The 25,817-nt window shown below is 67.6% G+C and carries 25 protein-coding genes; 17 read left to right on the forward strand and 8 right to left on the reverse strand.

Translation table 11 applies throughout. From position 1 onward, the window contains the following. Positions 1-59: 59 nt before the first annotated feature. From tpx to U5809_RS23855, 8 genes are all read right to left on the reverse strand, one after another. Entirely contained in the window at positions 60-563 is a 504-nt protein-coding gene (tpx, locus tag U5809_RS23820; protein WP_027783488.1) for a thiol peroxidase, read from the reverse strand. Positions 564-637: 74 nt separating this feature from the next. Further along, entirely contained in the window at positions 638-1,981 is a 1,344-nt protein-coding gene (locus U5809_RS23825; protein WP_322088332.1) for a DUF3426 domain-containing protein, read from the reverse strand. Between the two features lie 45 nt (positions 1,982-2,026). Continuing rightward, positions 2,027-2,929 carry a 50S ribosomal protein L11 methyltransferase gene (prmA, locus tag U5809_RS23830; RefSeq protein WP_034186386.1) on the reverse strand — a complete coding sequence of 301 codons (903 nt, stop codon included), beginning with the start codon at positions 2,927-2,929 and terminating at the stop codon, positions 2,027-2,029. 2 nt (positions 2,930-2,931) lie between these two features. After that, positions 2,932-4,299, reverse strand: coding sequence for an acetyl-CoA carboxylase biotin carboxylase subunit (accC, locus tag U5809_RS23835; RefSeq protein ID WP_124455338.1), 1,368 nt, complete (start codon positions 4,297-4,299; stop codon positions 2,932-2,934). Between the two features lie 86 nt (positions 4,300-4,385). Further along, complete coding sequence (gene accB / locus U5809_RS23840; RefSeq protein WP_322088333.1) at positions 4,386-4,859, reverse strand: acetyl-CoA carboxylase biotin carboxyl carrier protein; 474 nt, start codon at positions 4,857-4,859, stop codon at positions 4,386-4,388. Between the two features lie 66 nt (positions 4,860-4,925). Continuing rightward, positions 4,926-5,378 (reverse strand): type II 3-dehydroquinate dehydratase, encoded by a 453-nt coding sequence (gene aroQ / locus U5809_RS23845; RefSeq protein ID WP_282506633.1) that lies wholly within the window; start codon positions 5,376-5,378, stop codon positions 4,926-4,928. Between the two features lie 194 nt (positions 5,379-5,572). Then, positions 5,573-6,124, reverse strand: a complete 552-nt coding sequence (locus tag U5809_RS23850) for a TlpA disulfide reductase family protein (protein WP_322088381.1) — start codon at positions 6,122-6,124, stop codon at positions 5,573-5,575. Between the two features lie 7 nt (positions 6,125-6,131). Next, positions 6,132-6,776 carry a UDP-N-acetylmuramate--alanine ligase gene (locus U5809_RS23855; protein WP_282506635.1) on the reverse strand — a complete coding sequence of 215 codons (645 nt, stop codon included), beginning with the start codon at positions 6,774-6,776 and terminating at the stop codon, positions 6,132-6,134. A gap of 248 nt (positions 6,777-7,024) precedes the next feature. Here U5809_RS23855 and mpl point away from each other — a divergent pair, with 248 nt between their 5' ends. From mpl to pyrF, 17 genes are all read left to right on the forward strand, one after another. Continuing rightward, positions 7,025-8,410 carry a UDP-N-acetylmuramate:L-alanyl-gamma-D-glutamyl-meso-diaminopimelate ligase gene (mpl, locus tag U5809_RS23860; RefSeq protein ID WP_176050907.1) on the forward strand — a complete coding sequence of 462 codons (1,386 nt, stop codon included), beginning with the start codon at positions 7,025-7,027 and terminating at the stop codon, positions 8,408-8,410. Next, positions 8,407-8,976 (forward strand): YqiA/YcfP family alpha/beta fold hydrolase, encoded by a 570-nt coding sequence (locus U5809_RS23865; protein ID WP_282506637.1) that lies wholly within the window; start codon positions 8,407-8,409, stop codon positions 8,974-8,976. The genes mpl and U5809_RS23865 overlap by 4 nt, the downstream gene beginning before the upstream one ends. Positions 8,977-9,056: 80 nt before the next feature. Continuing rightward, positions 9,057-11,144, forward strand: coding sequence for an RNB domain-containing ribonuclease (locus U5809_RS23870; protein ID WP_322088334.1), 2,088 nt, complete (start codon positions 9,057-9,059; stop codon positions 11,142-11,144). Beyond that, positions 11,141-12,007 (forward strand): shikimate dehydrogenase, encoded by an 867-nt coding sequence (gene aroE, locus U5809_RS23875; protein ID WP_322088335.1) that lies wholly within the window; start codon positions 11,141-11,143, stop codon positions 12,005-12,007. Before U5809_RS23870 ends, aroE begins: the two co-directional genes overlap by 4 nt. A gap of 14 nt (positions 12,008-12,021) precedes the next feature. Further along, positions 12,022-12,759, forward strand: a complete 738-nt coding sequence (gene mtgA, locus U5809_RS23880; protein ID WP_322088336.1) for a monofunctional biosynthetic peptidoglycan transglycosylase — start codon at positions 12,022-12,024, stop codon at positions 12,757-12,759. 425 nt (positions 12,760-13,184) lie between these two features. Beyond that, the gene (locus U5809_RS23885) at positions 13,185-14,795 is read left to right on the forward strand and encodes a S10 family serine carboxypeptidase-like protein (protein ID WP_322088337.1); all 1,611 of its coding nucleotides are present in this window, start codon (positions 13,185-13,187) and stop codon (positions 14,793-14,795) included. Between the two features lie 82 nt (positions 14,796-14,877). Then, on the forward strand, positions 14,878-15,279 hold the full coding sequence (locus tag U5809_RS23890; RefSeq protein WP_322088338.1) for an EF-hand domain-containing protein: 402 nt from the start codon (positions 14,878-14,880) through the stop codon (positions 15,277-15,279). Positions 15,280-15,628: 349 nt separating this feature from the next. Then, positions 15,629-16,528 (forward strand): IclR family transcriptional regulator, encoded by a 900-nt coding sequence (locus U5809_RS23895; RefSeq protein WP_282506648.1) that lies wholly within the window; start codon positions 15,629-15,631, stop codon positions 16,526-16,528. After that, complete coding sequence (locus U5809_RS23900) at positions 16,525-17,550, forward strand: 2-dehydro-3-deoxygalactonokinase (RefSeq protein ID WP_282506649.1); 1,026 nt, start codon at positions 16,525-16,527, stop codon at positions 17,548-17,550. Before U5809_RS23895 ends, U5809_RS23900 begins: the two co-directional genes overlap by 4 nt. Positions 17,551-17,572: 22 nt before the next feature. Continuing rightward, positions 17,573-18,250 (forward strand): 2-dehydro-3-deoxy-6-phosphogalactonate aldolase, encoded by a 678-nt coding sequence (locus U5809_RS23905; protein ID WP_322088339.1) that lies wholly within the window; start codon positions 17,573-17,575, stop codon positions 18,248-18,250. Then, positions 18,250-19,029: an SDR family oxidoreductase gene (locus U5809_RS23910; RefSeq protein WP_322088382.1), complete on the forward strand. Its 780-nt coding sequence runs from the start codon at positions 18,250-18,252 to the stop codon at positions 19,027-19,029. Before U5809_RS23905 ends, U5809_RS23910 begins: the two co-directional genes overlap by 1 nt. A gap of 102 nt (positions 19,030-19,131) precedes the next feature. After that, positions 19,132-20,127: an arabinose ABC transporter substrate-binding protein gene (locus tag U5809_RS23915; protein ID WP_176050898.1), complete on the forward strand. Its 996-nt coding sequence runs from the start codon at positions 19,132-19,134 to the stop codon at positions 20,125-20,127. A 68-nt stretch (positions 20,128-20,195) separates the two neighbouring features. Further along, positions 20,196-21,707, forward strand: coding sequence for an L-arabinose ABC transporter ATP-binding protein AraG (gene araG / locus U5809_RS23920; protein ID WP_322088340.1), 1,512 nt, complete (start codon positions 20,196-20,198; stop codon positions 21,705-21,707). A 70-nt stretch (positions 21,708-21,777) separates the two neighbouring features. Next, positions 21,778-22,794, forward strand: a complete 1,017-nt coding sequence (gene araH / locus U5809_RS23925) for an L-arabinose ABC transporter permease AraH (RefSeq protein ID WP_166964877.1) — start codon at positions 21,778-21,780, stop codon at positions 22,792-22,794. 28 nt (positions 22,795-22,822) lie between these two features. Next, a complete protein-coding gene (locus U5809_RS23930; protein WP_322088341.1) occupies positions 22,823-23,638 on the forward strand; it encodes an SDR family oxidoreductase in 816 nt (271 codons plus the stop codon). A 50-nt stretch (positions 23,639-23,688) separates the two neighbouring features. Continuing rightward, a complete protein-coding gene (locus U5809_RS23935; RefSeq protein WP_322088342.1) occupies positions 23,689-24,750 on the forward strand; it encodes an aldose 1-epimerase in 1,062 nt (353 codons plus the stop codon). A gap of 39 nt (positions 24,751-24,789) precedes the next feature. Further along, positions 24,790-25,617: an orotidine-5'-phosphate decarboxylase gene (pyrF, locus tag U5809_RS23940; RefSeq protein ID WP_282506655.1), complete on the forward strand. Its 828-nt coding sequence runs from the start codon at positions 24,790-24,792 to the stop codon at positions 25,615-25,617. Positions 25,618-25,817: the final 200 nt, after the last annotated feature.

Below are 25,817 nucleotides of genomic sequence, written 5' to 3' on the forward strand. Positions count from 1 at the left end.
ACCCTGCGCGACAACGCCGCGCGAAGGGCGCGGCGCGGCAGGGGAAAGCGGTAGAAAGCTTACTTCAGTGCGGCGAGCGCTGCGTCGTAGTTCGGCTCGTCCTTGATTTCGCCGACGAGTTCCGCGTGGATCACCTTGTCCTGCGCGTCGAGCACGACGACCGCGCGTGCGGTCAGGCCGTTCAGCGGGCCGCTCGTCACGTCGACGCCGTATGCGTTCGCGAACGCGCGGCCGGTGCGGAACGTCGATGCCGTCACGACATTCTCGAGGCCTTCGGTCGTGCAGAAGCGCGTGGCGGCGAACGGCAGGTCGGCGGACACGACGACCACGACCGTGTTGTCGAGCGACGATGCAGCTTCGTTGAACTTGCGGGTCGACGTCGCGCAGGTCGGCGTGTCGAGGCTCGGCACGATGTTCAGCACCTTGCGCTTGCCGGCGAAGCTGGCGAGCGACAGGTCGGCGAGGTCCTTGCCGACCAGCTTGAAATCGGCGGCTTGGGCGCCGACGGCCGGGAACGTGCCGGCGAGATCGATCGGGTTGCCACCCAGCGTAACTTTGCTCATGTTCGTGCTCCGAAATAGCGCGCCGTTCGAGGCGCGCGGGTTGAGACGGGCGCGCATGCGCGCGCCGCGGCGCGTCACGGATAGAAGATCTGGACGCGGAAATTCGACGCAGGCGTGCCGTTCGTTTCGAGGCGAACGACCATCGTCTGCGTGGTGCCGGGCGGCAGCCCGGCGTCGATCGGCGTGCCCGGGCGCACGTAGTCGCGCGGCGCGAGCACGCGGCGCACGGTCACGTGATTGGTGTCGTCGAGCAGCGTAAGTTCGAGCGACGGATACGCGAGCGCGACGCGGAAGCGGTTCGTCAGCGGTACCTTCAATTCGAGTTCGCGCGGCCCGTCGAGCTGGCGCAGATCGGTTGCGTCGAGCCGCAGGCCGTCGATCGCGCGCGGCGGCGCGACCGTGCAGCCGAGCGGCGCGCAGGCCTGCCGGAACCAGCCCTGCGTGACGGGCCAGTAGATCATCAGTGTTTCACGTTGCCACCACGCGAGCTGCGCGACGAGCAGCACGGCCAGCACCGCGGCGACGAGGCCGCCGAAGAAACCGCCGAGCATCCCGCGCTGCTGCGGCGCGCGCGTCTCGCGCGTGACGGCGAAGTGCGGGCGATCGTCGTCGTTCAGTGCGGCCGGGAACGGTGCGGCCGGCTCGCCGGCTGCGGGCGCGGTCTTGTCATGCGCGGTGAACGCACCGGGCTCGGATCCGGTTTCGGGTTCAGGTTCGGTGACGGCCGGTGCCGGTGTGAACGCAAAACGCGGCTCGCGCGGCGCGCGGTCGTCGTCCGGCACGGTGAAGTGCGCGTGGCCGGCGGGTTCGGCGGCTTCGGGGGGGGCTTCCGGTTCCGACGGAACATGGGCGACGAAGCGGGGCTCGCGCGGATCGCGCTCGACTGGCGCGGGCGAGGCGGCGGTGTCGGGTTCCGTCTGCTGCGAATGCGGTTCGGCCGTTAGCGCGACGTCAGTCGAAGATGCGTCGAGTTCGGTCGGGGACGGGAACGGCGCGGGCGTACCCGACAGGTGAACGACGCCGGCTTCCGTGGACGGGAGCGCGAGCGGTACCAAAGGCTCGGTGCGTACGGTCTCGACGCTGTGCTGCAGCGACGGATCGACGCCTGCGTCGAGCCACGGCGCCCACATGTCCCAGCCTTCCGGCTTGTAGTCGGAGTCGGACGGCGACCCGGCCGGGGCGTCGACGTTGAACAGCCTAGCGGGCGGGGCCGGATGGTGTGCGTCGTCGTCCGGCGCCGCAGCCGTTTCGGTCAGTGCCGGTTCGGGCTGCTGCGCATGCTCGGGGACGAGCGATTCGGACGCGTTGAAGACTTCGTGGCAATGGCCGCAGCGCACGAACCCTTCATGCAGCGAGAGCTGTTCCTGCTGCAGCCGGAAGACGGTTTCGCAATGAGGGCAGCGCGTCGCAAGAAGCATGTCGAGCCGGGCGGCCTGCTGGCCAGAGTGAAGGACAGCGCTATTCTAATGGCTTTCGCGCCGGGTTCCGGCAAGGCATACCCAACCTTCGTGTTCACGCCAGACCGAGATGTCGACGTAGCGCGCGTAGACGGCGGCGACTTCGTCCGCCTGGCGCGCGAGCACGCCCGACAGCGCGATGCGCCCGCCCGGTTTGACCTTCGATGCGAGCATCGACGCCATCAGCTTCAGCGGGTTCGACAGGATGTTCGCGACCACGATGTCGAATTCACCGTCCGGGCATGCGTCGGGCAGCCCGTACGTGACTTCCGCACGGTTGCGCTCGCTGTTCTGGCGCGCCGATTCGACGGCTTGCGGATCGATGTCGATGCCGATCACGGGGTTCGCCCCGCATTTCTTCGCGAGGATCGCGAGAATGCCCGAGCCGCAGCCGTAGTCGAGCACCGACTGGCCGGGTTTAACCGACTGTTCGAGCCACTCCATGCACAGGCGGGTAGTGGGGTGGCTGCCGGTGCCGAATGCGAGGCCCGGATCGAGTTCGAGGACGAGCGCATCGGGATCGGGCGCATCGTGCCACGACGGCACGACCCAGATCCGCTCGCCGATCGGGATCGGCTCGAACTGCGATTGCGTGAGCCGCACCCAGTCCTGTTCCTCGACTTCGCGGACGACGAACTTCGGCGTTTCGGCGATGCCGATCTCGTTTGCAGCCGCGGCCAGCAGCACGGCCGGCTCATGGTCGGCCGACAGCAGCGCGACCACGCGCGAGTGCTGCCACGCGGTGCGGTCGGGCACGAGGCCCGGCTCGCCGAAGAGCGGCTGTTCGTCGGGCGTGTCGGCGTCGGCGTCCTCGACGGACACCGACAGCGCGCCGAGGTCGAGCAGCGCGTCGGACAGCGCCTCCGCATGCTCACGGGCCAGTTCGACGACGAGTTCGCGATAGCTCATGCTTACGCTTCTTCCGGTGCGACCTGCTGCTTCTGCGCGAGCCGGTTTTCGAGGTAGTGGATGCTGGTGCCGCCTTCGACGAACTTCGAGTCGATCATCAACTCGCGGTGCAGCGGGATGTTGGTCTGGATGCCTTCGACGACCATTTCCGACAGCGCGATGCGCATCCGGCGGATCGCCTGTTCACGCGTCGCGCCGTAGGTGATCAGCTTGCCGATCATCGAATCATAGTTCGGCGGCACGAAATAGCCATTGTAGGCATGCGAGTCGACGCGCACGCCGGGGCCGCCCGGCGTATGCCACGACGTGATCCGGCCCGGCGACGGCGTGAACTTGAACGGATCTTCGGCGTTGATCCGGCATTCGATCGCATGTCCGCGGAACTGGATGTCGCGCTGGCGCAGCGTGAGCTTCTCGCCGGCCGCGATGCGGATCTGTTCCTGCACGATGTCGACGCCCGTGATCAGCTCCGATACCGGGTGCTCGACCTGTACGCGCGTGTTCATCTCGATGAAGTAGAACTCGCCGTTTTCGTACAGGAATTCGAACGTGCCGGCTCCGAGGTAGCCCATCTTCTTGCACGCGTCCGCGCAGCGGTCGCCGATGCGGTCGATCAGGCGGCGCGGAATACCGGGCGCCGGCGCTTCCTCGATCACCTTCTGGTGGCGGCGCTGCATCGAGCAGTCGCGTTCACCCAGCCAGATCGCGTTCTTGTACGCGTCCGACAGCACCTGGATCTCGATGTGGCGAGGGTTCTCGAGGAACTTCTCCATGTACACCTGCGGGTTGCCGAACGCACGGCCGGCTTCCTCGCGGGTCATGTTGACCGCGTTGACGAGCGCGGCCTCGGTGTGTACGACGCGCATCCCGCGCCCGCCACCGCCGCCTGCCGCCTTGATGATGACCGGATAGCCGATCGCGCGCGCAATCTTGACGATCTCCTTCGGATCGTCCGGCAACGCGCCTTCCGAGCCCGGCACGCACGGCACACCGGTCTTGATCATCGTCTGCTTCGCGGTGACCTTGTCGCCCATCATGCGGATCGTTTCCGGGCGCGGGCCGATGAACGTGAAGCCCGACTGCTCGACGCGTTCCGCGAAATCGGCGTTCTCCGACAGGAAGCCGTAGCCGGGGTGGATCGCTTCGGCGTCGGTGACTTCCGCGGCGCTGATCAGCGCCGGCATGTTCAGATAGCTCAGGTTCGACGGGGCCGGGCCGATACAGACGGCTTCGTCCGCGAGGCGCACGTACTTGGCTTCCTTGTCGGCTTCCGAGTAGACGACCACCGTCTTGACGCCGAGCTCGCGGCACGCGCGCTGAATGCGCAGCGCGATTTCACCGCGGTTGGCAATGAGGATTTTTTCAAACATAGCGAGTATTCGTCTCTTCGAGGGGCGCGCGAACGGCGCCTGGCGAGCATCGGCGGCGCGCGGCCGACAGGGGCCGCGCGGCGGGCTTAGCCGATCACGAAAAGCGGCTGGCCGTATTCGACGGCCTGGCCGTTCTCGACGAGGATTTCCTTGATCACGCCGGCCTTGTCCGACTCGATCTCGTTGAGCAGCTTCATCGCTTCGATGATGCAGATCGTCTGGCCTTCCTTGACCGTGTCGCCGACCTGGACGAACGGGTCCGCGCCCGGCGACGGTGCGCGATAGAACGTGCCGACCATCGGCGACGTCACGATGTGGCCCTGCGGGACGGCCGGTGCGGCAGCGCCGCCCGCGGCCGGCGCGGCAGCGCCTTCGGTCGGCAGCGCGACCGACGGAGCGGGCGCGCTGACTTGCGGGGCATACCCAGCCGTCGGCTGCACGTAGACCGGCGGCGCGTTCTTGACGATGCGCACCTTGCCTTCGCCTTCCGTCACTTCCAGCTCGGAGATGCCGGATTCGGAAACGAGGTCGATCAGAGTTTTCAGCTTACGAAGATCCATCGGGAATTCCCCTTTCAATACGTGAAAGCGCCGGTTAGGGGCCGGCGCTGAATCTAGATCGCGAAATCAGCCGCGCGACGTGCCTTGCAGCTTGTCCAGCGCGTACTCGAGCGCGTACAGATAACCTTTCCAGCCGAGCCCGCAGATGACACCTTCGGCCTGGTCGGAAAAGTAGGAGTGGTGCCTGAACGCTTCGCGGCGATGGACGTTCGACAGATGAACCTCGACGAACGGGATGCCAACGCCTGCGATCGCGTCCCGGATCGCGACGCTCGTGTGCGTATACGCGGCCGGATTGATCAGGATGAAATCGGTCTGTTCCTCCCGCGCGGCCTGGATGCGGTCGACCAGCGCACCTTCATGGTTGCTCTGGAACGACGACAGCTCGGCACCGGCTTCCCCGGCGCGCGCGGCAAGCGCCTGATCGATCTGTGCGAGCGTGACGCGGCCGTACACCTCCGGTTCCCGGGTGCCGAGAAGGTTCAGGTTGGGGCCGTGCAGCACCAGCAATCGTGTCATGGTCGCTTCTATTTCTGCGGAATTGCGCGAACTTTAGCGCTATTTAGAGAAATTTGTCTAGTTTTGCCGAACGGCCGGGCGCGCCGGACCTGCAAGAATTACCGGCATGGATGCAAAGTATCGGCGAATTCACGCGAAATTGCGGCGATCGACGGGCAAATCGCCGCCAACTTGCGGGCCGCCGTTCGGGCCGGTTACAGCGCGTCGAGCGTCTTTTTCAGCTCGGCCGGTTGGATTTGTCCCAATTTTGTCTCGCGAATCTTGCCGGTTTCGTCGATCACGACCGTAAACGGCAGCGCGCCGGCAGTATTTCCAAAATTACGGGCCAGATCGGCGCCTGCATAACCGCTGACGAAGACCGGATAGTCGACCTTCACCTTTTGCAGAAAGTTCTTCACGTTCTGCTCGGAATCGACGCCGATCCCGATGAAACGGATGCCTTTCTGCTTGTACTGGTGTGACAGCGCGACGAGCTCGGGCATCTCCTCGACGCATGGGCCGCACCACGACGCCCAGAAATTGACGACGACCTTCTGGCCCTTGAAGGCGGCCAGTGTGGCCGGCTTGCCGTCGGTGCCCGTCAGCGACGACGCCCACAACTGCTCGACCGGGTTGCCCTGCGCGGTGGGCGCGGCGACGGCGACGCCGTCGTCGGCGCTGCCGCGGAACCAATGGCCGGCGGTGAGCCCGCCGGCAACGGCGGCGGCCGCGACGACCGCGAGCGCCAACATGCGTTTCATCATCATCGTTGAATCATTCCGGTTCGGAAGGGGTCTTGCCTGCTTCGACGAGCGCACGCAGCGCGGCGGCATCCGCGCGGGCGACGCGGCCGCGCGCGTCGGCCTTGACCGCGCCGCGCAGGTCGTCGCTCGCATAGAGCGCGAGATGGATGCCGATCGCATCCACGTCGCGCCGCGGGCGCCACAGGAAGCTGAGCGTCTCGACGTCGGCGCGGCCCGCGAAGTGCCGCGTCTCGGATACGTCGTACTGGACGTTCTGGTTCAGCAGGTAGATGGCGACGTCCTTCGGGTTGTCGGTGAATGCCTGCAAATGGATATCCGAATGGGCGTTCGCGGTGCCGTTCAGCACGGCACCCGTCACATAAGGATGGAACTCGGCGAGCCGGCGCATCCAGTCGAGCGCGATCTCGCGCAGGCGGCGCAGTTCGTCCGGCTGCGTGTCGCTCTGGAACAGCGCGAGGTACTCGCGCAGTTCTTCCTCGATCTGGTCGTTATCCGGCAGCCATTCGCCGGCAACGCGCGAATCGCCCAGCAACTGGCGCGCGGCCTTGCGTTTCGCGCCGGCGTAGTCGAGGCCGTCCTCCGCGATCAGGCGGGCGGCGGATTGGGCGATTTCCTCGCGGACGCGCCACGGGTCGAGAAGGGATTTGCGAGACATGATCCGGCAATCATACTCGATCGCCGAAGCGCCCGAGCGCGGGTGCGGCGGGCTGCTATCCGGCACGCGGCCGGCGTTCGCTTGCATCGTTCGGGCCGCCGGGCAGCGCGGGCCGTCAGTTACAATAGCCATCTTTGTGTCGCGGCAAAAGTCGTTGGCCAGGCGCCGGTCGCGCGGCTCGTCCGGCGCACCGCACACACATCCTTTCCGAATCGACGGCGCCCGGCGGCGCGAAAGCATTCATCTCTATGCACATCCACATTCTTGGCATCTGCGGCACCTTCATGGGCGGTCTCGCCGTACTCGCGCGCGAGGCGGGCCACACGGTGACGGGTTGCGACGCGGGCGTCTATCCGCCGATGAGCACGCAGCTCGAGGCGCAGGGCATCACGCTGATCGAGGGCTACGGTGCCGAACAGATCGACCTGAAACCGGACTTGTTCGTGATCGGCAACGTCGTCACGCGCGGCAATCCGCTGATGGAGGCGATCCTCGATCGCGGCCTGCCGTACGTGTCGGGCCCGCAGTGGCTGGGCGAGCACGTGCTGGCCGGCAAATGGGTGCTCGCGGTCGCGGGCACGCACGGCAAGACGACCACGTCGTCGATGCTCGCGTGGCTGCTGGAAGACGCGGGCCTGAATCCGGGCTTCCTGATCGGCGGCGTGCCGCTGAACTTCGGCGTGTCGGCGCGGCTCACCGATTCGAGCTTCTTCGTGATCGAGGCCGACGAGTACGACACCGCGTTCTTCGACAAGCGCTCGAAGTTCGTCCACTACCGGCCGCGCACGGCGGTGCTGAACAACCTTGAATTCGATCACGCCGACATCTTCCCGGATCTCGCCGCGATCGAGACGCAATTCCATCATCTCGTGCGTACCGTGCCCGGCGTCGGCCGGATCGTCACGAACGGCCGCTCGGACGCGCTCGAGCGCGTGCTGGCGCGCGGCTGCTGGAGCGAGGTCGAGCGGTTCGGCGTCGACGGCGGCTGGCAGGCGCTGCCGGCCGAGGACGGCGTGCCGGTCGACGAGCGCTTCGCGGTGTACTCGAAGGCCGAGCGCGTCGGCGAAGTCGCGTGGCAGGTGCAGGGCGATCACAACCGGATGAATGCGCTCGCGGCGATTGCCGCTGCGCGCCACGTCGGCGTGCCGCCCGCGCAGGCTGCCGAATCGCTCGCGTCGTTCCGCAACGTGAAGCGCCGCATGGAAGTGCGCGGCAGCGTCGACGGCGTGACCGTCTACGACGATTTCGCGCACCATCCGACTGCGATCGAAACCACGATCGCCGGCCTTCGTGCGCGCATCGGCCGCCAGAATGCCCGCATCCTCGCCGTGCTCGAGCCGCGCTCGAACACGATGAAGCTCGGCGTGATGAAGTCGCAGTTGCCGGCCAGCCTCGCCGATGCCGATCTCGTGTTCGGCTACGGCGCCCCGACGGGGCGCGATGCACTCGGCTGGAATCTCGCCGAAGCGCTGGCGCCGCTCGGCGATCACGCGCGCGCGTTCGACGATCTTCATCTGCTGGTGAAGGCGGTGGTCGAGGCCGCGCGCCCTGGCGACCACGTGCTCGTGATGAGCAACGGCGGCTTCGGCGGCGTGCACCAGAAGCTGCTCGATGCGCTCGGGAGCCGCACGTGATCCTGTATCTGCACGGTTTCCGGTCGTCGCCAGAATCGCAGAAGTCGCGGCAGCTCGCCGCGCGCATGGCCGAACTCGGCCGCACCGACGAGTGGCGGTGCCCGTCGCTGTCGGTGTCGCCGCTCGAGGCGATCGCGGTCGCGGAAGCCGAGGTGGCCGGTGCGCGCGACGTCACCGTCGTCGGCAGCTCGCTCGGCGGCTATTACGCGACGTGGCTGGCCGAAAAGCACGGCTGGAAGGCCGTGCTGCTGAATCCGGCCATCGTGCCGCAACGTGATCTCGAGCAGCATCTGGGCGAACAGCCGCTGTACCACGGCGGCGGCACGATCGTCGTCGAACGCCGTCACCTGCATGAGCTCGACGCGCTGCGCGTGCCGGCGATCACGCGCGCCGAACGCTACTATCTGTTCGCGGCGACCGGTGACGAAGTGCTCGATTATCGCGAGATGCTGGCCCATTACCCGGGCGCGAAAACCCGCGTGATCGACGGCAGCGATCACGGGATCAGCGAATTTGCCGACTATGTCGACGACGTTCTCGCCTTTTGCGACGAAAAGACGTCTTGAACCGGCCATGTGCCGATCGAATCCCCATCATCATGCGGCGCCGCCAATGTGGCGCCGGGCAGTCTGAACGAGAGTACTGAGTGAACGTTTTCTTCGAGGAATCGGGCAGTTTCAAGGCGGGCAGCGTGCTGTCGCGCCAGGGCGATGCATTTCAGGTCGAGTTGCCCGGCGGGCGGCGGGCAAAGGTACGCGCGAAAGACGTGCTGATCGAATTCGAGAAGCCGGCCGCGGGCGAGCTGATGCAGGAGGCCGACACGGCCGCGCAGCAGATCGATCTGGATTTTCTGTGGGAATGCGCGCCGGCCGACGAGTTTGCCTATACGGCGCTGGCCGCCGAGTACTTCGGCACGACCTATGGCCCGGTCGAGCGCGCGGCGCTCGTGCTGCGGCTGCATGGCTCGCCCGTCTACTTCCGCCGCAAGGGTCGCGGCCAGTACCAGCGCGCGCCGGAAGAGCAGCTCAAGATGGCGCTCGCGTCGCTCGAGCGCAAGCGCCAGCAGGCGCTGGTGCAAGCGCAGTATGAAGAGGAACTGAAGGCCGGCAAGCTGCCGGAAGCGTTCGCGGGCAAGGTGCTCGGGCTGCTGACGCGGCCGGACAAGAACGCGATCGAATACAAGGCGATGGAAGCGGCGGCCGGCGCGCGTGGCGTGTCGCCGGCGCGTCTGATGCTCGACTGCGGCGGCATCGCGTCGCCGCGTGCGCTGCACGAGGCGCGCTTCCTTGCGGAATTCTTCCCGCACGGCACGGGCTTTCCGCCCGTCACGGTCGGCGCGCTGCCGGACGACCTGCCGCGCGCGAACGTCGAGGCGTTCTCGATCGACGACGTCACGACGACGGAAATCGACGATGCGTTCTCGGTCGAGCATCTGTCGGACGGCCGGGTGCGGATCGGCGTGCACATCGCGGCGCCGGCGCTCGGCATCGTGCGCGGCGACGCGGTCGATGCGATCGCGCGCACGCGCCTGTCGACCGTCTACATGCCGGGCGACAAGATCACGATGCTGCCGGACGACGTCGTCGACGTGTTCACACTGAAGGAAGGCGATTACCGTCCGGCGCTGTCGCTGTACATCATCGTCAACCGCGAAACGCAGGACATCGTCGCGAACGAGACGCGCGCCGAGCTGGTGTTCGTGAAGAACAACCTGCGCCACAACACGCTCGACGAGCTCGTCAACGAAGAGACGCTCGCGGCCGGCACCGGCGAGTATCCGCACAAGGACGACATCGCCGTGCTGTGGCCGCTCGCGCAGGCGCTGTTCGAGAAGCGCCAGGTCGCGCGCGCAGGCTACGGCCTGAAGCGCGAGGTGCAGCGCAACACCGACTACAACTTCTACGTCGAAGGCGAGCAGGTGTCCATCACGCCGCGCCGCCGCGGGTCGCCGCTCGACCTGATCGTGTCGGAGCTTGCGATCCTCGCGAACTCGACCTGGGGCGCGTTCCTGCACGACCACACGGTGCCGGGCATCTATCGCTCGCAGCGCGGCTTCGGCGCACCGGGCCCGAAGCGCACGCGGATGCAGACGACGGCCGCGCCGCACGAAGGCCTCGGCGTGCCGCAGTACGCGTGGAGCACGTCGCCGCTGCGCCGTTACGTCGACCTCGTGAACCAGTGGCAGCTGCTCGCGTGCGTGCAGCATGGCGTCACCGCGAAGCTCGCCGCGCCGTTCAAGCCGAAGGATGCCGACCTGTACGCGGTCGTTCAGGGCTTCGACGACACCTACACGGCCTACGCCGACTACCAGCGCCGGATGGAGTACTTCTGGTGCCTGCGCTGGCTCGCGCAGGAGCAGAAGAAGCACGTGGTCGCGAGCGTCGTGAAGGGCGATCTCGTGCGCCTCGAGGAAATTCCGTTGCTGCTGCATGTGCCGGGCCTCGGTGTGCATGCGCGTGGCACGCGCGTGCTGCTTGACGTGATGTCGCTCGACGAGCTGACGATCGAAGCGTCGGTGCGGCTGCTGAACGTGCTCGATGCGCCGGCCGTGACGAGCGGCGACGCGGCCGAGGAAGAGGATGACGCCGAAGGCGGCGACGACACGCTGGTCGACGCGGAAGACGCGTCGGCGGAAACCGAGGCGGAAGCGCTGGCCGAAGCCGGCAGCGCGGACGCAGGTGCCGGCGGCGAAGCCGCGGGCGGCAACGAGAGCGAAGAGGGGCGCGCATCATGAACGCGATTGCGTCGACGAGCGGCGCCGACCGCTATGTCGTGTTCGGCAACCCGGTGGCGCACAGCAAGTCGCCGTTCATCCACGCGCAGTTCGCCGCGCAGACGGGCGAGGCGATCGACTACGCGCACCGGCTCGCGCCGGTCGACGGCTTTGAAGCCGCCGTGCGCGCCTTCGTCGCCGAAGGCGGCCGCGGCGCGAACGTGACGGTGCCGTTCAAGCTCGAAGCGCATGCACTGGCCGATTCGCTGTCGCCGCGCGCGGCGGCGGCAGGCGCGGTGAACACGCTGCGCATCGATGCCGACGGCCGTATCCACGGCGACAACACCGACGGCGTCGGCCTCGTGCGCGACATCGAAGCGAATCTCGGCGTGTCGCTCGCGGGCGCACGCATCCTGCTGCTCGGCGCGGGCGGTGCGGCGCGCGGCGTCGTGCTGCCGCTGCTCGACCGTGCGCCGCTGTCGATCACGATCGTGAACCGCACGGCGAGCAAGGCCGAGGCGCTCGTCGGCCAGTTCATGCAGGCCGCGCACGATGCGGGCTGCACGCTCGCGGGCGGCGGTCCCGACGTGGTGCGCGCGGAGCCGTACGACGTGGTGATCAACGCGACGGCCGGCAGCCTCGATGCCGCCCTGCCGGAATGCGACGTAGCCGCGTTCGGCGCGGGCACGCTCGCGTACGACATGATGTACGGCGCGCAGCCCACTGTGTTCATGCAGCATGCGGCGTCGCTCGGCGCGCGCACGGCTGACGGGCTCGGGATGCTCGTCGAACAGGCGGCCGAATCGTTCTTCATCTGGCGCGGTGTGCGGCCGGACGGCGCACCGGTGCTGGCCGCGCTGCGCCAGGCGCTCGCGGCGAGCTGACCGGAGCGCGGCACGTGGTGGCGGTGAGCGACACGCAGCGCACGCGACCGGTGAGCCTCGCTCGCTGGATCGTCTATGCGGGATCGGTGTTCGCGGGCGCGTGGCTCGCGACGCAGCTGTTCTATCTCGCGCAGATCGCGTTGTGGTCGTTCGTGAACCCGGGCTCGACCGCGTTCATGCGCACCGACGCGTGGTGGCTGTCGCGCGCCACGCCGCCCGCGCAGATCCAGCATCAGTGGGTGCCGTACGACCAGATCTCGCGCAACCTGAAGCGCGCGCTGATTGCCTCCGAAGATTCGACCTTCGCGACCAACAACGGCTACGACGTCGATGCGATCCTGCAGGCGTGGGAGAAGAACAAGGCGCGCGGCAAGATTGTCGCGGGCGGTTCGACGATCACGCAGCAGCTCGCGCGCAACCTGTTCCTGTCGCGCGAGAAGAGCTACATCCGCAAGGGCCAGGAGCTCATCATCACGTGGATGCTCGAAGCGGTGCTCGACAAGGAGCGCATCTTCGAGATCTATCTGAATTCGATCGAGTGGGGCCGCGGCGTGTACGGCGCCGAGGCGGCCGCACGCTATTACTACAAGATCCCTGCGAGCCGGCTCGGCGCATGGCAGTCGGCGCGTCTCGCGGTGATGCTGCCGAAGCCGCGCTGGTTCGACGCGCATCGCGGTTCGGCCTACCAGGCGCAGCGCGCGGCGGTCATCGCGCGCCGCATGGGCGCGGCCGAGCTGCCGCAATCGGAGTGAACGGCGCGAGCGCGCCGTCGCATTGTCCGTTCCGTCGCCCGTGCGCCATTGGTGCGCTGCAGCGCATTCATGTCGCGCGCATTTCGGGCCACATCCTTTAGACGAATTCGTCTATTTCGCTTTACTGAGCAATGCCCGCGACCGTGTGGTTTTGTTTGCCGATATGGCACGAAATCCGCTTTTTTTAGTCACCACGGGTAAACGCGAAAGTCGCTGAAAGCAACGTGAAATGCAACGTTTCACGATTCGAAGCATTCCTGAAAGGTGTGCGCCGCACCCTCCGCCAGCCAAATATTTCAAAATTTTTCAAAGCTGACGGGCTCGCGTATATTGGCCAGCGCCTCGGCTTATCGGCCGCAATCGAGGCGGGGGGCGGCTTATCCGGCTGCTCGACACAAAAAACATCCGAGAGAAGGAAAGCAACGATGCCAGCGAGCAAAGCGAAGCTGTTGTTGGGGGTGGTGTTTTCTTCGCTGATTCTGACGGCCTGCAACGACGACGTGACATCGTCCGCTGCTGCGAGCGCCGACAATTCAGCCGATCCCGCCAGTCAGGTGGACAGGGCGTACAACGATCCCAATAGTTATTCGTCGAGCGCGAACGCGTCGCTCGACGCCTCCGCCGCGGTCGAAAAAGCGGCTGTCACGCATCACCAGATCACCCTGAACGGCAAGACGATCCGGTACACGGCCACGGCCGGCCACCTCGTCGCGCGCAATCCGCAGACCGGCGCGCCCGAAGCGTCGTTCTTCTACGTCGCCTACACGGCCGACAACCAGCCCGCGGCTAAGCGGCCCGTCACGTTCCTGTACAACGGCGGCCCGGGCTCGGCATCGGTATGGCTGCACCTCGGCTCGTTCGGCCCGCGCCGGATCCAGACGGGCGACCCGAATGCGAACACGTCGACGTTCCCGTTCGTCGACAACCAGGAAAGCCTGCTCGACACGACCGACCTCGTGTTCGTCGATGCGATCGGCACCGGCTTCTCCGAAGCGATCGCACCGAACACGAACCAGACGTTCTGGGGCGTCGACCAGGACGGCGGCGCGTTCCGCGATTTCGTCACGCGCTACCTCGCCGTGAACCAGCGCAGTGCTTCGCCGAAATACCTGTTCGGCGAATCGTACGGCACGCCGCGCACCGACGTGCTCGCGAACCTGCTGGAGACGGCCGGCGTGAAGCTCGACGGCGTCGTGCTGCAGTCGTCGATCCTGAACTACAACACGAACTGCGACATGGCGAGCGACTACATCGGCAACTCGAACAACGGATCGAGCCCGGTGAGCTGCGCGGGCTTCGTGCCGTCGTACGGGACCGTCGGCGCGTACTACCAGCTCGACAATCCGAACCCGTCGAGCCTGCCGCAGTACGCGGACCAGATGCGCCTGCTGACGGCCGGCAGCTACGCGCCCGCCGTGAACGCGTACCTCGCGAGCCATACGCCGCCGCCGCCGAACCTCGTCACGACGATGGTGAATTCGACCGGCGTGAAGCAGTCGCTGTGGAATGCGAACTTCAACGTGATCCCGACCTTCTTCGACAACAGCTTCCAGTTGTCGCTGGTGCCGGGCACGCTGATCGGCCGCTACGACGCGCGCGTGAACGTGCCCGTGTCGAGCCCGCTCGCGGCGGACGGCGATCCGTCGAGCTCGTTCATCACGAAGCCGTTCACCGACACGATCGGCAGCTACTTGCCGAACGAGCTGAAGTACACCGCGCAGTCGGCCTATTCGGTGAGCAGCAATGCGATCAACACGTGGGACTGGACGCACGACGGGCTCGCGATGCCCGACACGATCCCCGACCTGGCAGCGGCGCTGACGCTGAACCCGCAACTGAAGGTGCTGTCGCTGAACGGGTATCACGACATCGCGACGCCGTTCTACCAGACCGAGCTGGACCTCGCGCGGCTCGGAACCCAACCGAACCTGACGATCAAGGACTATCAGGGCGGACACATGGTCTATCTCGACGATACGTCGCGTCCGCAGGAGAAAGCCGACCTCGTGACCTTCTACAACGCGGCCGCGCACTGATGCTGCGCCGGGCCGGCGACGGGCGCCCGCGGTGGCGCCGTTCGCCGGCCGTCGACGACCTCATTCCAGACTGGAGCCTGATATGAAGAAACGTTTCATCGTCGTTGCCGCGGCGCTCGCTTGCGCCGGCGCCGCAGTATCCGTATCCACGTTCGCGCAGGCGAGCGACGCCGCCGCACCGGCGCGTGCGCGCCAGGCGCAGCTCGGCGATCCGTACGTGCCGCCGGCCGCTCGAAAGGCGACCGCCGGCACGCAGACGACGGGCGCCGCGCTGCATGCGCAGGTGGTGCGCAAGCTCGCGAGCCAGTTCAGCGCGGCCGATACGCAGAACACGGGTGCGATCACCGAATCGCAGGCGCGTGCGGCTGGCCTCGGCTATGTCGCGAACCACTTCCGGCAGATCGACGCGGGCGGCAGCGGCCGCGTGTCGTTCGCGGACGTGCAGCGCTACATGCAGGCACGCAGCACGAGCAGCCAGCAGTAAGCGCGGCGTATCGTGGGCAAACGGGGGCGGAACCTGCGACATGGCGGGTTCCGCCCCCGTGTTCATGGTGCGGCCGTTGCGTCGCACCTGCCGCCGGCATTTGCTGAATTCTCATTATCTGGACAACGCATTCAAATATTGGAGACGAGTGCGTGCGCTCCTACAATCCGAAGCACATCGACAGCTTCGGACCCACGCATCGCGCGGCGCCCGTCGCACACGGAGACACCTTCCATGAAGTTCGCCGGGCGCTTTACTCGGTGCATCGACCGCCGCCACGCCGCAGCACGGAACCCCGTTCCGGCGCCGCGCGAGCGGCTTCACCGATTCCGTTGAAGAAGCCCGTTCCATGACCAAGATGCCCGATTCCCTTACCCTCGACGCCCGGCGCGCGACGCCGGACGATGTATCGCTGACCGACAGCATCGGCGCGACCAGTACGCCGCTGGATCTCGCCGCGCAGCAGGCCGGCACGCAGACGCTGCTGCGCGGTCTCGCGATCCTCGAGGCGATCGCGAACGGCGCGCGCGACATGCGTGCGATCGGCGCGGCGCTCGGGACGACGCGCAGCACCACGCACCGTCTCGTCAGCAGCCTCGTGCAGGCGCGCTACCTGCGCCAGGTGCAGGGCGGCTACCTGCTCGGCCCGAAGCTGATCGAGCTCGGCACGATCGCGCTCGAGCAGATGCCGCTCACCGCGGTGGCGCGGCCGCATCTCGAAGCGCTCGCGGAAGCGACGCTCGACACGATCCACCTCGGCGTGCGCGACGGCGACGACGTGCTGTACATCGACAAGATTCCCGGCACGCGCGGCCTCGAGATGCGCTCGCGCGTCGGTCACCGGATGCCGCTCGCGTCGACCGGCATCGGCAAGGCGATGATGCTCGACCTCGATCCGGACCTGTGGCGCTCGCTGTTCGAAGCCGCGCGGCGCGCGCTGGCCGGCGTCAATTTCAAGCCCGACAACCGGCCCGAGACGAGCGCGTTCCTGCAGCGCATGGCCCACTACGCGGCCGGCGGCTATACGTTCGACCTCGAGGAAAACGAGGCGTCGATCCGCTGCGTGGCCGCACCGATCCGCGATGCGTCGGGCACGGTCGTCGCGGCCGTGTCGGTCGCAAGCACCATTCCGTACATGCCGCACGACCGGATGGACGAACTGATTCCACTCGTGCAGCGCGAAGCGCGAGCCATTTCCGCGGAACTGGGCTGGAGCCCGCCGCAGGGTACCCGCAGGATCAAACGATGAGCAATTCGACCCGGCCCGTTCCGGATGCCAGCTCCGCCACCCCGTCGCTGATCGCGCTCGACTGGGGCACGACGTCGCTGCGTGCTTACCTGTACGACGCGCACGGTGCGTTGCTCGACACGCGCAGCCGCGCGGCGGGCGTGATGCAGGTGCCGGGCGGCGGCCCGCGTGCGTTCGACGCCGTATTCGAGGAAGCGTGCGGCGACTGGCTCGACCGCACGCCGGGCCTGCCGGTGCTCGCCGCCGGGATGGTCGGCAGCGCGCAAGGCTGGCGCGAGGCGCCGTACGTTGCGGTGCCGGCCGGTGCCGACGCGCTCGTCGCGGGCCTCATCACGGTGACGACGTCGCGTGGCGCGACGGTCTCGATCGTGCCGGGCGTGATTGCGACGGGCGAACTGCCCGACGTGATGCGCGGCGAAGAAACGCAGATATTCGGTGCACTCGCGAGCGATCCGATGCTTGGCGCCGATCGTTCAGGGGTACTGATCGGCTTGCCGGGCACGCATGCGAAATGGGCGTGGGTGAAGGACGGGCTGATCGAACGTTTTCAGACCTTCATGACGGGCGAGCTGTTCGCGGTGTTGCGCGACCACACGATTCTCGGCCGCACGATGCGCGTGGGTGCCTCACCCGACCGCGCTGCGTTCTTGCGCGGCGTGTCGGTTGCACGCGGTGCGCAGCGCACGGGGTTGCTCGCGACGATTTTCAGCACGCGCACGCTCGGGCTGACCGACCGGCTTGCGCCCGATGCGCAGGGCGATTACCTGTCGGGCCTGCTGATCGGCCATGAGCTCAACGCGCTCGATGCGATGCTCGCGGAGCGCGGCGTCGCGCTCGCGGACCAGCCGTTGCTGCTGATCGGCGCCGCCGCTTTGTGTGCGCGCTACGTCGATGCGCTGCAGGTATTCGGCCACACGCACGCGCAGGTCGTCGCGCATGCAACCGAGCGTGGCCTGTGGCGGATCGCGTCGCGCGCCGGGCTCGTGAGCGCGGACGGCGAGCCCGTCTGCGCCAACCCATGAAACGATTGCAGAGGAATCCCTGATGTCGTCCGACCTTACGTTACCCGCGCCGTACGCGCCCCATGCAGCACTGATGCGCGCGTTCGACGCGTGCCCGCTGATCGCGATCATGCGCGGGATCATGCCCGCCGAAGCGGCCGACCACGGCCATGCGCTGTACGAAGCGGGCTTCCGGATCGTCGAGGTGCCGCTCAACTCGCCGGATCCGTTCGACAGCATCGCGGCGCTGCGGCGCGCGCTGCCCGACGACGCGATCGTCGGGGCGGGCACCGTGCTGCGTGCCGAGTACGTCGACCGTGTGCAGGATGCGGGCGGCGCGCTGATCGTGATGCCGCACAGCGACGCGGCCGTGATCCGCCGCGCCCGCGAGCGTGGCCTGGCGAGCGCGCCGGGCGTCGCGACGCCGACCGAAGCGTTCGCGGCACTCACGAACGGCGCCGACGTCCTGAAGATGTTCCCGGCCGAGCAACTGGGCGTGGTCGTCGTAAAGGCATGGCGCGCGGTGATCGACCGTGCGGTGCCGCTGATCCCGGTCGGCGGAATTTCGCCCGACAACATGGCGCCGTTCCTCGACGCGGGTGCGAACGGCTTCGGGCTCGGCTCGGCGCTGTTCCGGCCCGGCCAGTCGGCCGACACGACGGCGGCGAACGCACGCGCGTTCCAGGCCGGCTTGCGCGTCGCGCGCGGCGGAGCCGCATGATGCGCCGCCTCGCGGACAAGGTCGCGATGGTGACGGGCGCGGGCCGGGGCATCGGCGCCGCGATCGCCCGCGCATTCGTTCGCGAGGGCGCGGCCGTCGCGCTCGTCGATCTCGACTTCGCGCAGGTGCAGCACACGGCGGCCGCGATTGCGCGCGAATTCGACGGCGCGCGCGTGCTGCCGCTGCAGGCGGACGTCGCGCGGCAGGATGCGGTACGCGATGCGCTCGCGCAGACCGAGGCGGCATTCGGCCCGCTCGACGTGCTCGTGAACAACGCAGGCATCAACGTATTCGCCGATCCGCTGACGATGACCGACGACGACTGGCGCCGCTGCTTCGCGGTCGATCTCGACGGCGTGTGGCACGGGTGCCGCGCGGCGCTGGAGGGGATGGTCGAACGCGGTCGCGGCAGCATCGTGAACATCGCGTCGACGCACGCATTCCGGATCATCCCGGGCTGCTTTCCGTACCCGGTCGCGAAGCACGGCGTGCTCGGTCTCACGCGCGCGCTCGGCATCGAATACGCGGCGCGCAACGTGCGCGTGAACGCGATCGCACCGGGCTACATCGAGACGCAGCTCACGCGCGACTGGTGGGACGCGCAGCCCGATCCGGCTGCCGCGCGCGCCGAGACGCTCGCGCTGCAGCCGACGAAGCGCATCGGCCGGCCGGAGGAAGTCGCAATGACGGCCGTGTTCCTGGCGTCCGACGAGGCGCCGTTCATCAATGCCGCATGCATCACCGTCGACGGCGGGCGTGCGGCGCTGTACCACGACTGACGCAACGATTCGAAAGACCGCACGTGCGACGGCCGCGCGCACGCTGCGTCGAAACCAACAAGCGGCTGCATCCTGTTCGATGAAGACAAGGAGACACTGGAGATGAAACGCAGAACGTTCGTAACGCTGGCCGCCGCGGCCGCGGTGGTGATGGGGAGCCCGGTCGTGCACGCGGCCGACCCGGTCAAGATCGGCTTCCTGGTGAAGCAGCCGGAAGAGCCGTGGTTCCAGGACGAGTGGAAGTTCGCCGAGATGGCCGCGAAGCAGAAGGGCTTCACGCTCGTGAAGATCGGCGCGCCGTCCGGCGAGAAGGTGATGAGCGCGATCGACAACCTGTCGGCGCAGAAGGCGCAGGGCTTCATCATCTGCACGCCCGACGTGAAGCTCGGGCCGGGCATCGTCGCGAAGGCGAAGTCGCACAACCTGAAGATGATGACGGTCGACGACCGCCTCGTCGACGGCGCGGGCAAGCCGATCGAGGCCGTGCCGCACATGGGGATCTCCGCGTACAACATCGGCAAGCAGGTCGGCGACGGCATCGCGGCCGAGATCAAGAAGCGCGGCTGGGACATGAAGGACGTCGGCGCGATCGACATCACCTACGAGCAGTTGCCGACCGCGCATGACCGCACGAGCGGCGCGACCGATGCGCTGGTGGCCGCCGGCTTCCCGAAGGCGAACGTGATCGCGGCGCCGCAGGCGAAGACCGACACGGAAAACGCATTCAACGCGGCCAACATCGCGCTCACGAAGAACCCGCAGTTCAAGCACTGGGTGGCGTACGGCCTGAACGACGAGGCCGTGCTCGGCGCGGTACGCGCGGCCGAAGGGCGCGGCTTCAAGGCTGACAACATGATCGGCATCGGCATCGGCGGTTCCGATTCGGCGCTGAACGAGTTCAAGAAGCCGCAGCCGACGGGCTTCTACGGCACCGTGATCATCAGCCCGAAGCGCCACGGCGAGGAAACCTCGGACCTGATGTACACGTGGATCACGCAGGGCAAGGCACCGCCGGCGCTGACACTGACGACGGGCATGCTCGCGACGCGCGACAACGTGTCGAAGGTACGCGACGAGATGGGGCTTGCGTCGAAGTAAGCGGCCCGCCGGCTGCCGCGGCGATGCGGCGGCCGGCGGTCGATCGATTCCGGAAGTGGAGAGACGACGTGTCAGCGGCACTGCGTTTTGACAATATCGGCAAGGTATTTCCCGGCGTGCGCGCACTCGACGGCATTTCGTTCGACGTGCATGCGGGCGAGGTGCATGGCCTGATGGGCGAGAACGGCGCGGGCAAGTCGACGCTGCTGAAGATTCTCGGTGGCGAATACCAGCCCGACGCGGGCAGCGTGCTGGTCGACGGCCAGCCCGTGCAGTTCGCGAATGCGGCTGCGTCGATAGCGGCAGGCATCGCGGTGATTCACCAGGAGTTGCAATACGTGCCCGACCTGACGGTCGCGGAGAACCTGCTGCTCGGCCGCCTGCCGAACGCGTTCGGCTGGGTGAGGAAGCGCGAGGCGAAGCGCTACGTGCGCGAGCGGCTCGCGGCGATGGGCGTCGATCTCGATCCCGACGCGAAGCTCGGGCGGCTGTCGATCGCGCAGCGGCAGATGGTCGAGATCTGCAAGGCGCTGATGCGCAATGCGCGCGTGATCGCGCTCGACGAACCGACGAGTTCGCTGTCGCATCGCGAGACCGAGGTGCTGTTCAAGCTCGTCGACGACCTGCGCGCGCAGGGCCGTGCGCTGATCTACATCTCGCACCGGATGGACGAGATCTACCGGCTCTGCAATGCGTGCACGATCTTCCGCGACGGGCGCAAGATCGCGTCGCACGAATCGCTCGCCGACGTGCCGCGCGAACGGCTCGTCGCCGAGATGGTCGGGCGCGAGATTTCGGACATCTACCATTACGCGCCGCGCGCGCTCGGTGACGTGCGGTTCTCCGCCGAAGGCGTCGACGGCCATGCGCTGCGCGAACCGGCGAGCTTCTCGGTGCGCGCGGGCGAGATCGTCGGGTTCTTCGGGCTGGTCGGCGCGGGCCGCAGCGAGCTGATGAGGCTCGTGTACGGCGCGGACCACCGGCGCGCGGGCGTGCTGACGCTCGACGGCGCGCGCATCGACGTGAAGCGCACCGGCGACGCGATCCGCCACGGCATCGTGCTGTGCCCCGAGGACCGCAAGGAAGAAGGGATCATCGCAATCGCGTCGGTCGCGGAGAACATCAACATCAGCTGTCGCCGCCATTCGCTGCGCGCGGGGTTGTTCATCAACCGCAAGGCCGAAAACGAAACGGCCGACCGCTTCATCCAGCGGCTGAAGATCAAGACGCCGAACCGGCGCCAGAAGATCCGCTTCCTGTCGGGCGGCAACCAGCAGAAGGCGATCCTGTCGCGCTGGCTCGCGGAGCCCGACCTGAAGGTCGTGATCCTCGACGAGCCGACGCGCGGGATCGACGTCGGCGCGAAGCACGAGATCTACGACGTGATCTACCGGCTCGCGGAGCGCGGCTGCGCGATCGTGATGGTGTCGTCGGAACTGCCGGAAGTGCTCGGCGTGTCCGACCGCATCGTCGTGATGCGCGAAGGCCGGATCGCCGGCGAGTTGCCGCGCGAACAGGCGAACGAGCACGCGGTGCTGAGCCTCGCGCTGCCGCAGACGAGCGCGGTCGAGGCGGCCTGACGTAGGCCCCGACATTCGAATCGAACACGCGCGGCGCGGGCCGCGCGATGCAGGAGCAGGAGACACCATCATGCAAGTCAACGAAAACCTTGCCAGCGCCGCCGTGAAGCCCACGGCCGACGCGCTGGTTCCGCAGCAGAGCGACCGCCAGAAGTGGTGGCAGCATCTGACCGAATACAGCCTGATCGCGATCTTCGCGGTGATGTTCATCACGATGTCGCTGACCGTCGATCACTTCTTCTCGATCGACAACATGCTCGGCCTCGCGCTGTCGATCTCGCAGATCGGCATGGTCGCGTGCACGATGATGTTCTGTCTCGCGTCGCGCGACTTCGACCTGTCGATCGGCTCAACCGTCGCGTTCTCCGGCGTGTTGTGCGCGATGGTGCTGAACGCGACCGACAACACGTTCGTCGCGATCATCGCGGCGGTCGCGGCCGGCGCCGCGATCGGCTTCGTGAACGGCGCGGTGATCGCGTACCTGCGCATCAACGCGCTGATTACGACGCTCGCGACGATGGAAATCGTGCGCGGGCTCGGCTTCATCGTGTCGAAAGGGCAGGCGGTCGGCGTGTCGTCGGACACCTTCATCGCGCTCGGCGGGTTGTCGATGTTCGGCGTGTCGCTGCCGATCTGGGTCACGCTGCTGTGCTTCATCGCGTTCGGCGTGCTGCTGAACCAGACCGTGTACGGCCGCAACACGCTCGCGATCGGCGGCAATCCCGAGGCATCGCGACTCGCGGGGATCAACGTCGAACGGACGCGCGTGTACATCTTCCTGATCCAGGGCGCGGTGACGGCGCTCGCGGGCGTGATCCTCGCATCGCGCATCACGTCGGGCCAGCCGAACGCCGCGCAGGGTTTCGAGCTGAATGTGATCTCCGCCTGCGTGCTCGGCGGCGTGTCGCTGATGGGCGGTCGCGCGACGATCTCCGGCGTCGTGATCGGCGTGCTGATCATGGGCACCGTCGAGAACGTGATGAACCTGCTGAACATCGACGCGTTCTACCAGTACCTGGTGCGCGGTGCGATCCTGCTCGCGGCCGTGCTGCTCGACCAGCTGAAGAACCGCGGCGTACGCGACTGACCGACCTGTTTCCACGGAGACGAACCGCATGACCATCGACACTTCCGCGTCCGGCCCGCAGGCAGCGAGCCTCGAGCGCTACGCACGCTACCCGAGCCTCGAGGATCGCGCGGTGCTGATCACGGGCGGCGCGACCGGCATCGGCGCGGCGTTCGTCGATCACTTCGCCGCGCAGGGCGCACGCGTCGCGTTCGTCGACCTCGACGCGGCCGCCGGCGCCGCGCTGGCGGACAGCCTTGCGCATGTGTCGCACGTACGTCACGCACCGCTGTTCATCCAGTGCGACCTGACCGACATCGACGCGCTGCGCCATGCGATCGACGCGATCCGTGCGCGTATCGGCGCGATCGCGGTGCTCGTGAACAACGCGGCGAACGACACGCGCCATGCGATCGGCGACGTGACGCCCGATTCGTTCGACGCGGGCATCGCGGTGAACCTGCGCCACCAGTTCTTCGCCGCGCAGGCGGTGATCGACGACATGAAGCAGCAGGGCGGCGGCGCGATCATCAATCTCGGTTCGATCAGCTGGATGCTGAAGAACGGCGGCTATCCCGTCTACGTGATGGCGAAGGCGGCTGTGCAGGGCCTGACGCGCGGTCTCGCGCGCGACCTCGGCCCGTTTGGCATCCGCGTGAATTCGCTGGTGCCGGGCTGGGTGATGACCGACAAGCAGCGCCGGCTGTGGCTCGACGACGCGGGCCGTGCGTCGATCAAGGCTGGCCAGTGCATCGACGCCGAACTGCTGCCGGCCGACCTCGCACGGATGGCGCTGTTTCTCGCGGCCGACGACAGCCGGATGATCACCGCGCAGGACGTGATCGTCGACGGCGGCTGGGCCTGACCGTTCGCACCGAACTGCATCGTTTCTTCGACGAAGGAAAGGAGTTCACCATGACCGCCACGTCCTCGCGCGCATCGACGTCCACCAGCCAGTCGCGCCGCGCGCGCCTGGCCGCCGCCGCGCAGCCGGTCAGCCCCGGCCCGCAGACGGCCGCCTTCGCGCAGGGCGTCGGCGCCGCGCATGCGGCCGCCGTGACGCTGTCGAACGCGTCGCTGCGGCTCGACGTGCTGCCGCACCTCGGCGGCGGCATCGCGCGCTTCGACTGGCGCGGCGACAACGGCGCGCTGATGCCGGTGTTCCGCCGCTGCGAACACCCGGAGGCCGCGACGGACCCGAACGAGCTCGCGTGTTATCCGCTGCTGCCTTACTCGAACCGGATCGGCGACGGGCGGTTCGAGTGCGATGGACGCAAGGTCGCGGTGCCGCGCAATCGCCGCGACGAGCCGCTGCCGATCCACGGCGACGGCTGGCTCGCGCCGTGGCAGGTGGACGATGCGACCGACACGACGCTGCAGTTGTCGCTCGATCGCACCGGCGGTGCGCCGTATGCGTTCCGCGCGATCCAGTCGTTCGAACTCGACGACGCGACGCTGTCGATCGCGCTGACGATCGAGAACGCGGGGCGCGCACGGCTGCCGTTCGGTCTCGGCGTGCATCCGTTCCTCGTGCGCGACGCCGTGACCGAACTGGCCGCGGCGGCTGGCGGGCTGTGGCTGTCGGGCGCCGATTTCCTGCCGGTGCGGCACGTGAGCGTGCCGCCGGCCTGGCAGTTCGGCGTCGCGTATCCGCTGCCGGCCGCGCTCGTCAATCACGCGTTCACCGGCTGGGGCGGCCACGCGACGGTGAGCTGGCCGCGCCGCGGGCTGTCGCTGACGGTCGCGGCCGACGCCGACGCGTACGTGCTCTACACGCCGCCGGGCGAGGATTTCTTCTGCTTCGAGCCGGTCGATCATCCGATCAATGCGGTGAACCTGCCGGGCGGCGCGACCGCGCACGGGATGACGCTGCTCGCGCCCGGCGAGCGGCTGACGCGGCGGTTCGCGTTCACCGTCGAGCGTGCCGATGCACGCGGTAATGCCGCGACACGCGAGGGACGCCGGCGACGCGGGTAAAATACGCGGTCTACCAACGGTTTGCCGCGAGTACCCGCCATGTCTTCCCCGCTTACTTTCATTGAATCGCTGCGCGCCGCGTGGCAGCGCACGAATTCGCTGCTGTGCGTCGGCCTCGATCCCGAGCCGTCGCGTTTCCCCGTGCAGTTCGACGGCCAGCCCGACGCGATCTTCGAATTCTGCCGGCAGATCGTCGACGCGACCGCGCAATACGCGAGCGCGTTCAAGCCGCAGATCGCCTACTTCGCCGCGCATCGCGCGGAAGACCAGCTCGAGCGCCTGATCGCGCACATCCACCTCCAGCATCCGGGCCTGCCCGTGATCCTCGACGCGAAGCGCGGCGACATCGGCAGCACGGCCGAGCAGTACGCGCGCGAAGCGTTCGAGCGCTATCGCGCGGACGCCGTCACGGTGAACCCGTACATGGGCTACGACTCGGTCGAGCCGTACTTCGAGCACGATGGCAAGGGCGTGATCGTGCTGTGCCGCACGTCGAACCCGGGCGGTTCCGATCTCCAGTTCCTCGAAACGGGCGGCCGCCCGCTGTACCAGGTCGTGGCCGACCTCGCGGCGAACAAGTGGAACGCGAAGAACGGCCAGCTCGGCCTCGTGGTCGGCGCGACGTTCCCGAAGGAAATCGAGATCGTGCGCGGGATCGTCGGCGACATGCCGCTGCTGATTCCCGGCATCGGCGCGCAGGGCGGTGACGTGCAGGCGACCGTCAACGCGGGACGCACGGCCGACGGCACCGGCATGATGGTCAACTCGTCGCGCGCGATCCTGTACGCGAGCAAGGGCGAGGATTTCGCCGAAGCCGCGGCGCTCGCCGCGCAGAAGACGCGCGATACGATCAACGCGCATCGCTGATCGCGGTTGGTGACGGCTGCCCGCACGGGCGGCCGGCTCCGGCAGGCCCGCGTTCGCGGGCCGGTGTCGCTTTCTTCGCTTTACCCCCTCCGTTTCCCCGCCGCACTGACGCGCACGGGCAACTTCCCGTCGCTTCCGCACTGCATGCCCGCGCGCCAATCGCGCGATGCTCCCGCTTGTCATCGATCTGTAACGAAACT

It is taken from the genome of Burkholderia sp. BCC1999 (genome assembly GCF_905339975.1).
Lineage (GTDB): Bacteria > Pseudomonadota > Gammaproteobacteria > Burkholderiales > Burkholderiaceae > Burkholderia.

What these genes read in the sequence shown, in the direction of transcription:
- tpx (WP_027783488.1), bottom strand. Translation starts at nt 563, where the DNA reads ATGAGCAAAGTTACGCTGGGTGGCAACCCGATCGATCTCGCCGGCACG.
- U5809_RS23825 (WP_322088332.1), bottom strand. Translation starts at nt 1,981, where the DNA reads ATGCTTCTTGCGACGCGCTGCCCTCATTGCGAAACCGTCTTCCGGCTG.
- prmA (WP_034186386.1), bottom strand. Translation starts at nt 2,929, where the DNA reads ATGAGCTATCGCGAACTCGTCGTCGAACTGGCCCGTGAGCATGCGGAG.
- accC (WP_124455338.1), bottom strand. Translation starts at nt 4,299, where the DNA reads ATGTTTGAAAAAATCCTCATTGCCAACCGCGGTGAAATCGCGCTGCGC.
- accB (WP_322088333.1), bottom strand. Translation starts at nt 4,859, where the DNA reads ATGGATCTTCGTAAGCTGAAAACTCTGATCGACCTCGTTTCCGAATCC.
- aroQ (WP_282506633.1), bottom strand. Translation starts at nt 5,378, where the DNA reads ATGACACGATTGCTGGTGCTGCACGGCCCCAACCTGAACCTTCTCGGC.
- U5809_RS23850 (WP_322088381.1), bottom strand. Translation starts at nt 6,124, where the DNA reads ATGATGATGAAACGCATGTTGGCGCTCGCGGTCGTCGCGGCCGCCGCC.
- U5809_RS23855 (WP_282506635.1), bottom strand. Translation starts at nt 6,776, where the DNA reads ATGTCTCGCAAATCCCTTCTCGACCCGTGGCGCGTCCGCGAGGAAATC.
- mpl (WP_176050907.1), top strand. Translation starts at nt 7,025, where the DNA reads ATGCACATCCACATTCTTGGCATCTGCGGCACCTTCATGGGCGGTCTC.
- aroE (WP_322088335.1), top strand. Translation starts at nt 11,141, where the DNA reads ATGAACGCGATTGCGTCGACGAGCGGCGCCGACCGCTATGTCGTGTTC.
- U5809_RS23885 (WP_322088337.1), top strand. Translation starts at nt 13,185, where the DNA reads ATGCCAGCGAGCAAAGCGAAGCTGTTGTTGGGGGTGGTGTTTTCTTCG.
- U5809_RS23890 (WP_322088338.1), top strand. Translation starts at nt 14,878, where the DNA reads ATGAAGAAACGTTTCATCGTCGTTGCCGCGGCGCTCGCTTGCGCCGGC.
- U5809_RS23895 (WP_282506648.1), top strand. Translation starts at nt 15,629, where the DNA reads ATGACCAAGATGCCCGATTCCCTTACCCTCGACGCCCGGCGCGCGACG.
- U5809_RS23900 (WP_282506649.1), top strand. Translation starts at nt 16,525, where the DNA reads ATGAGCAATTCGACCCGGCCCGTTCCGGATGCCAGCTCCGCCACCCCG.
- U5809_RS23905 (WP_322088339.1), top strand. Translation starts at nt 17,573, where the DNA reads ATGTCGTCCGACCTTACGTTACCCGCGCCGTACGCGCCCCATGCAGCA.
- U5809_RS23910 (WP_322088382.1), top strand. Translation starts at nt 18,250, where the DNA reads ATGCGCCGCCTCGCGGACAAGGTCGCGATGGTGACGGGCGCGGGCCGG.
- U5809_RS23915 (WP_176050898.1), top strand. Translation starts at nt 19,132, where the DNA reads ATGAAACGCAGAACGTTCGTAACGCTGGCCGCCGCGGCCGCGGTGGTG.
- araH (WP_166964877.1), top strand. Translation starts at nt 21,778, where the DNA reads ATGCAAGTCAACGAAAACCTTGCCAGCGCCGCCGTGAAGCCCACGGCC.
- U5809_RS23930 (WP_322088341.1), top strand. Translation starts at nt 22,823, where the DNA reads ATGACCATCGACACTTCCGCGTCCGGCCCGCAGGCAGCGAGCCTCGAG.
- U5809_RS23935 (WP_322088342.1), top strand. Translation starts at nt 23,689, where the DNA reads ATGACCGCCACGTCCTCGCGCGCATCGACGTCCACCAGCCAGTCGCGC.
- pyrF (WP_282506655.1), top strand. Translation starts at nt 24,790, where the DNA reads ATGTCTTCCCCGCTTACTTTCATTGAATCGCTGCGCGCCGCGTGGCAG.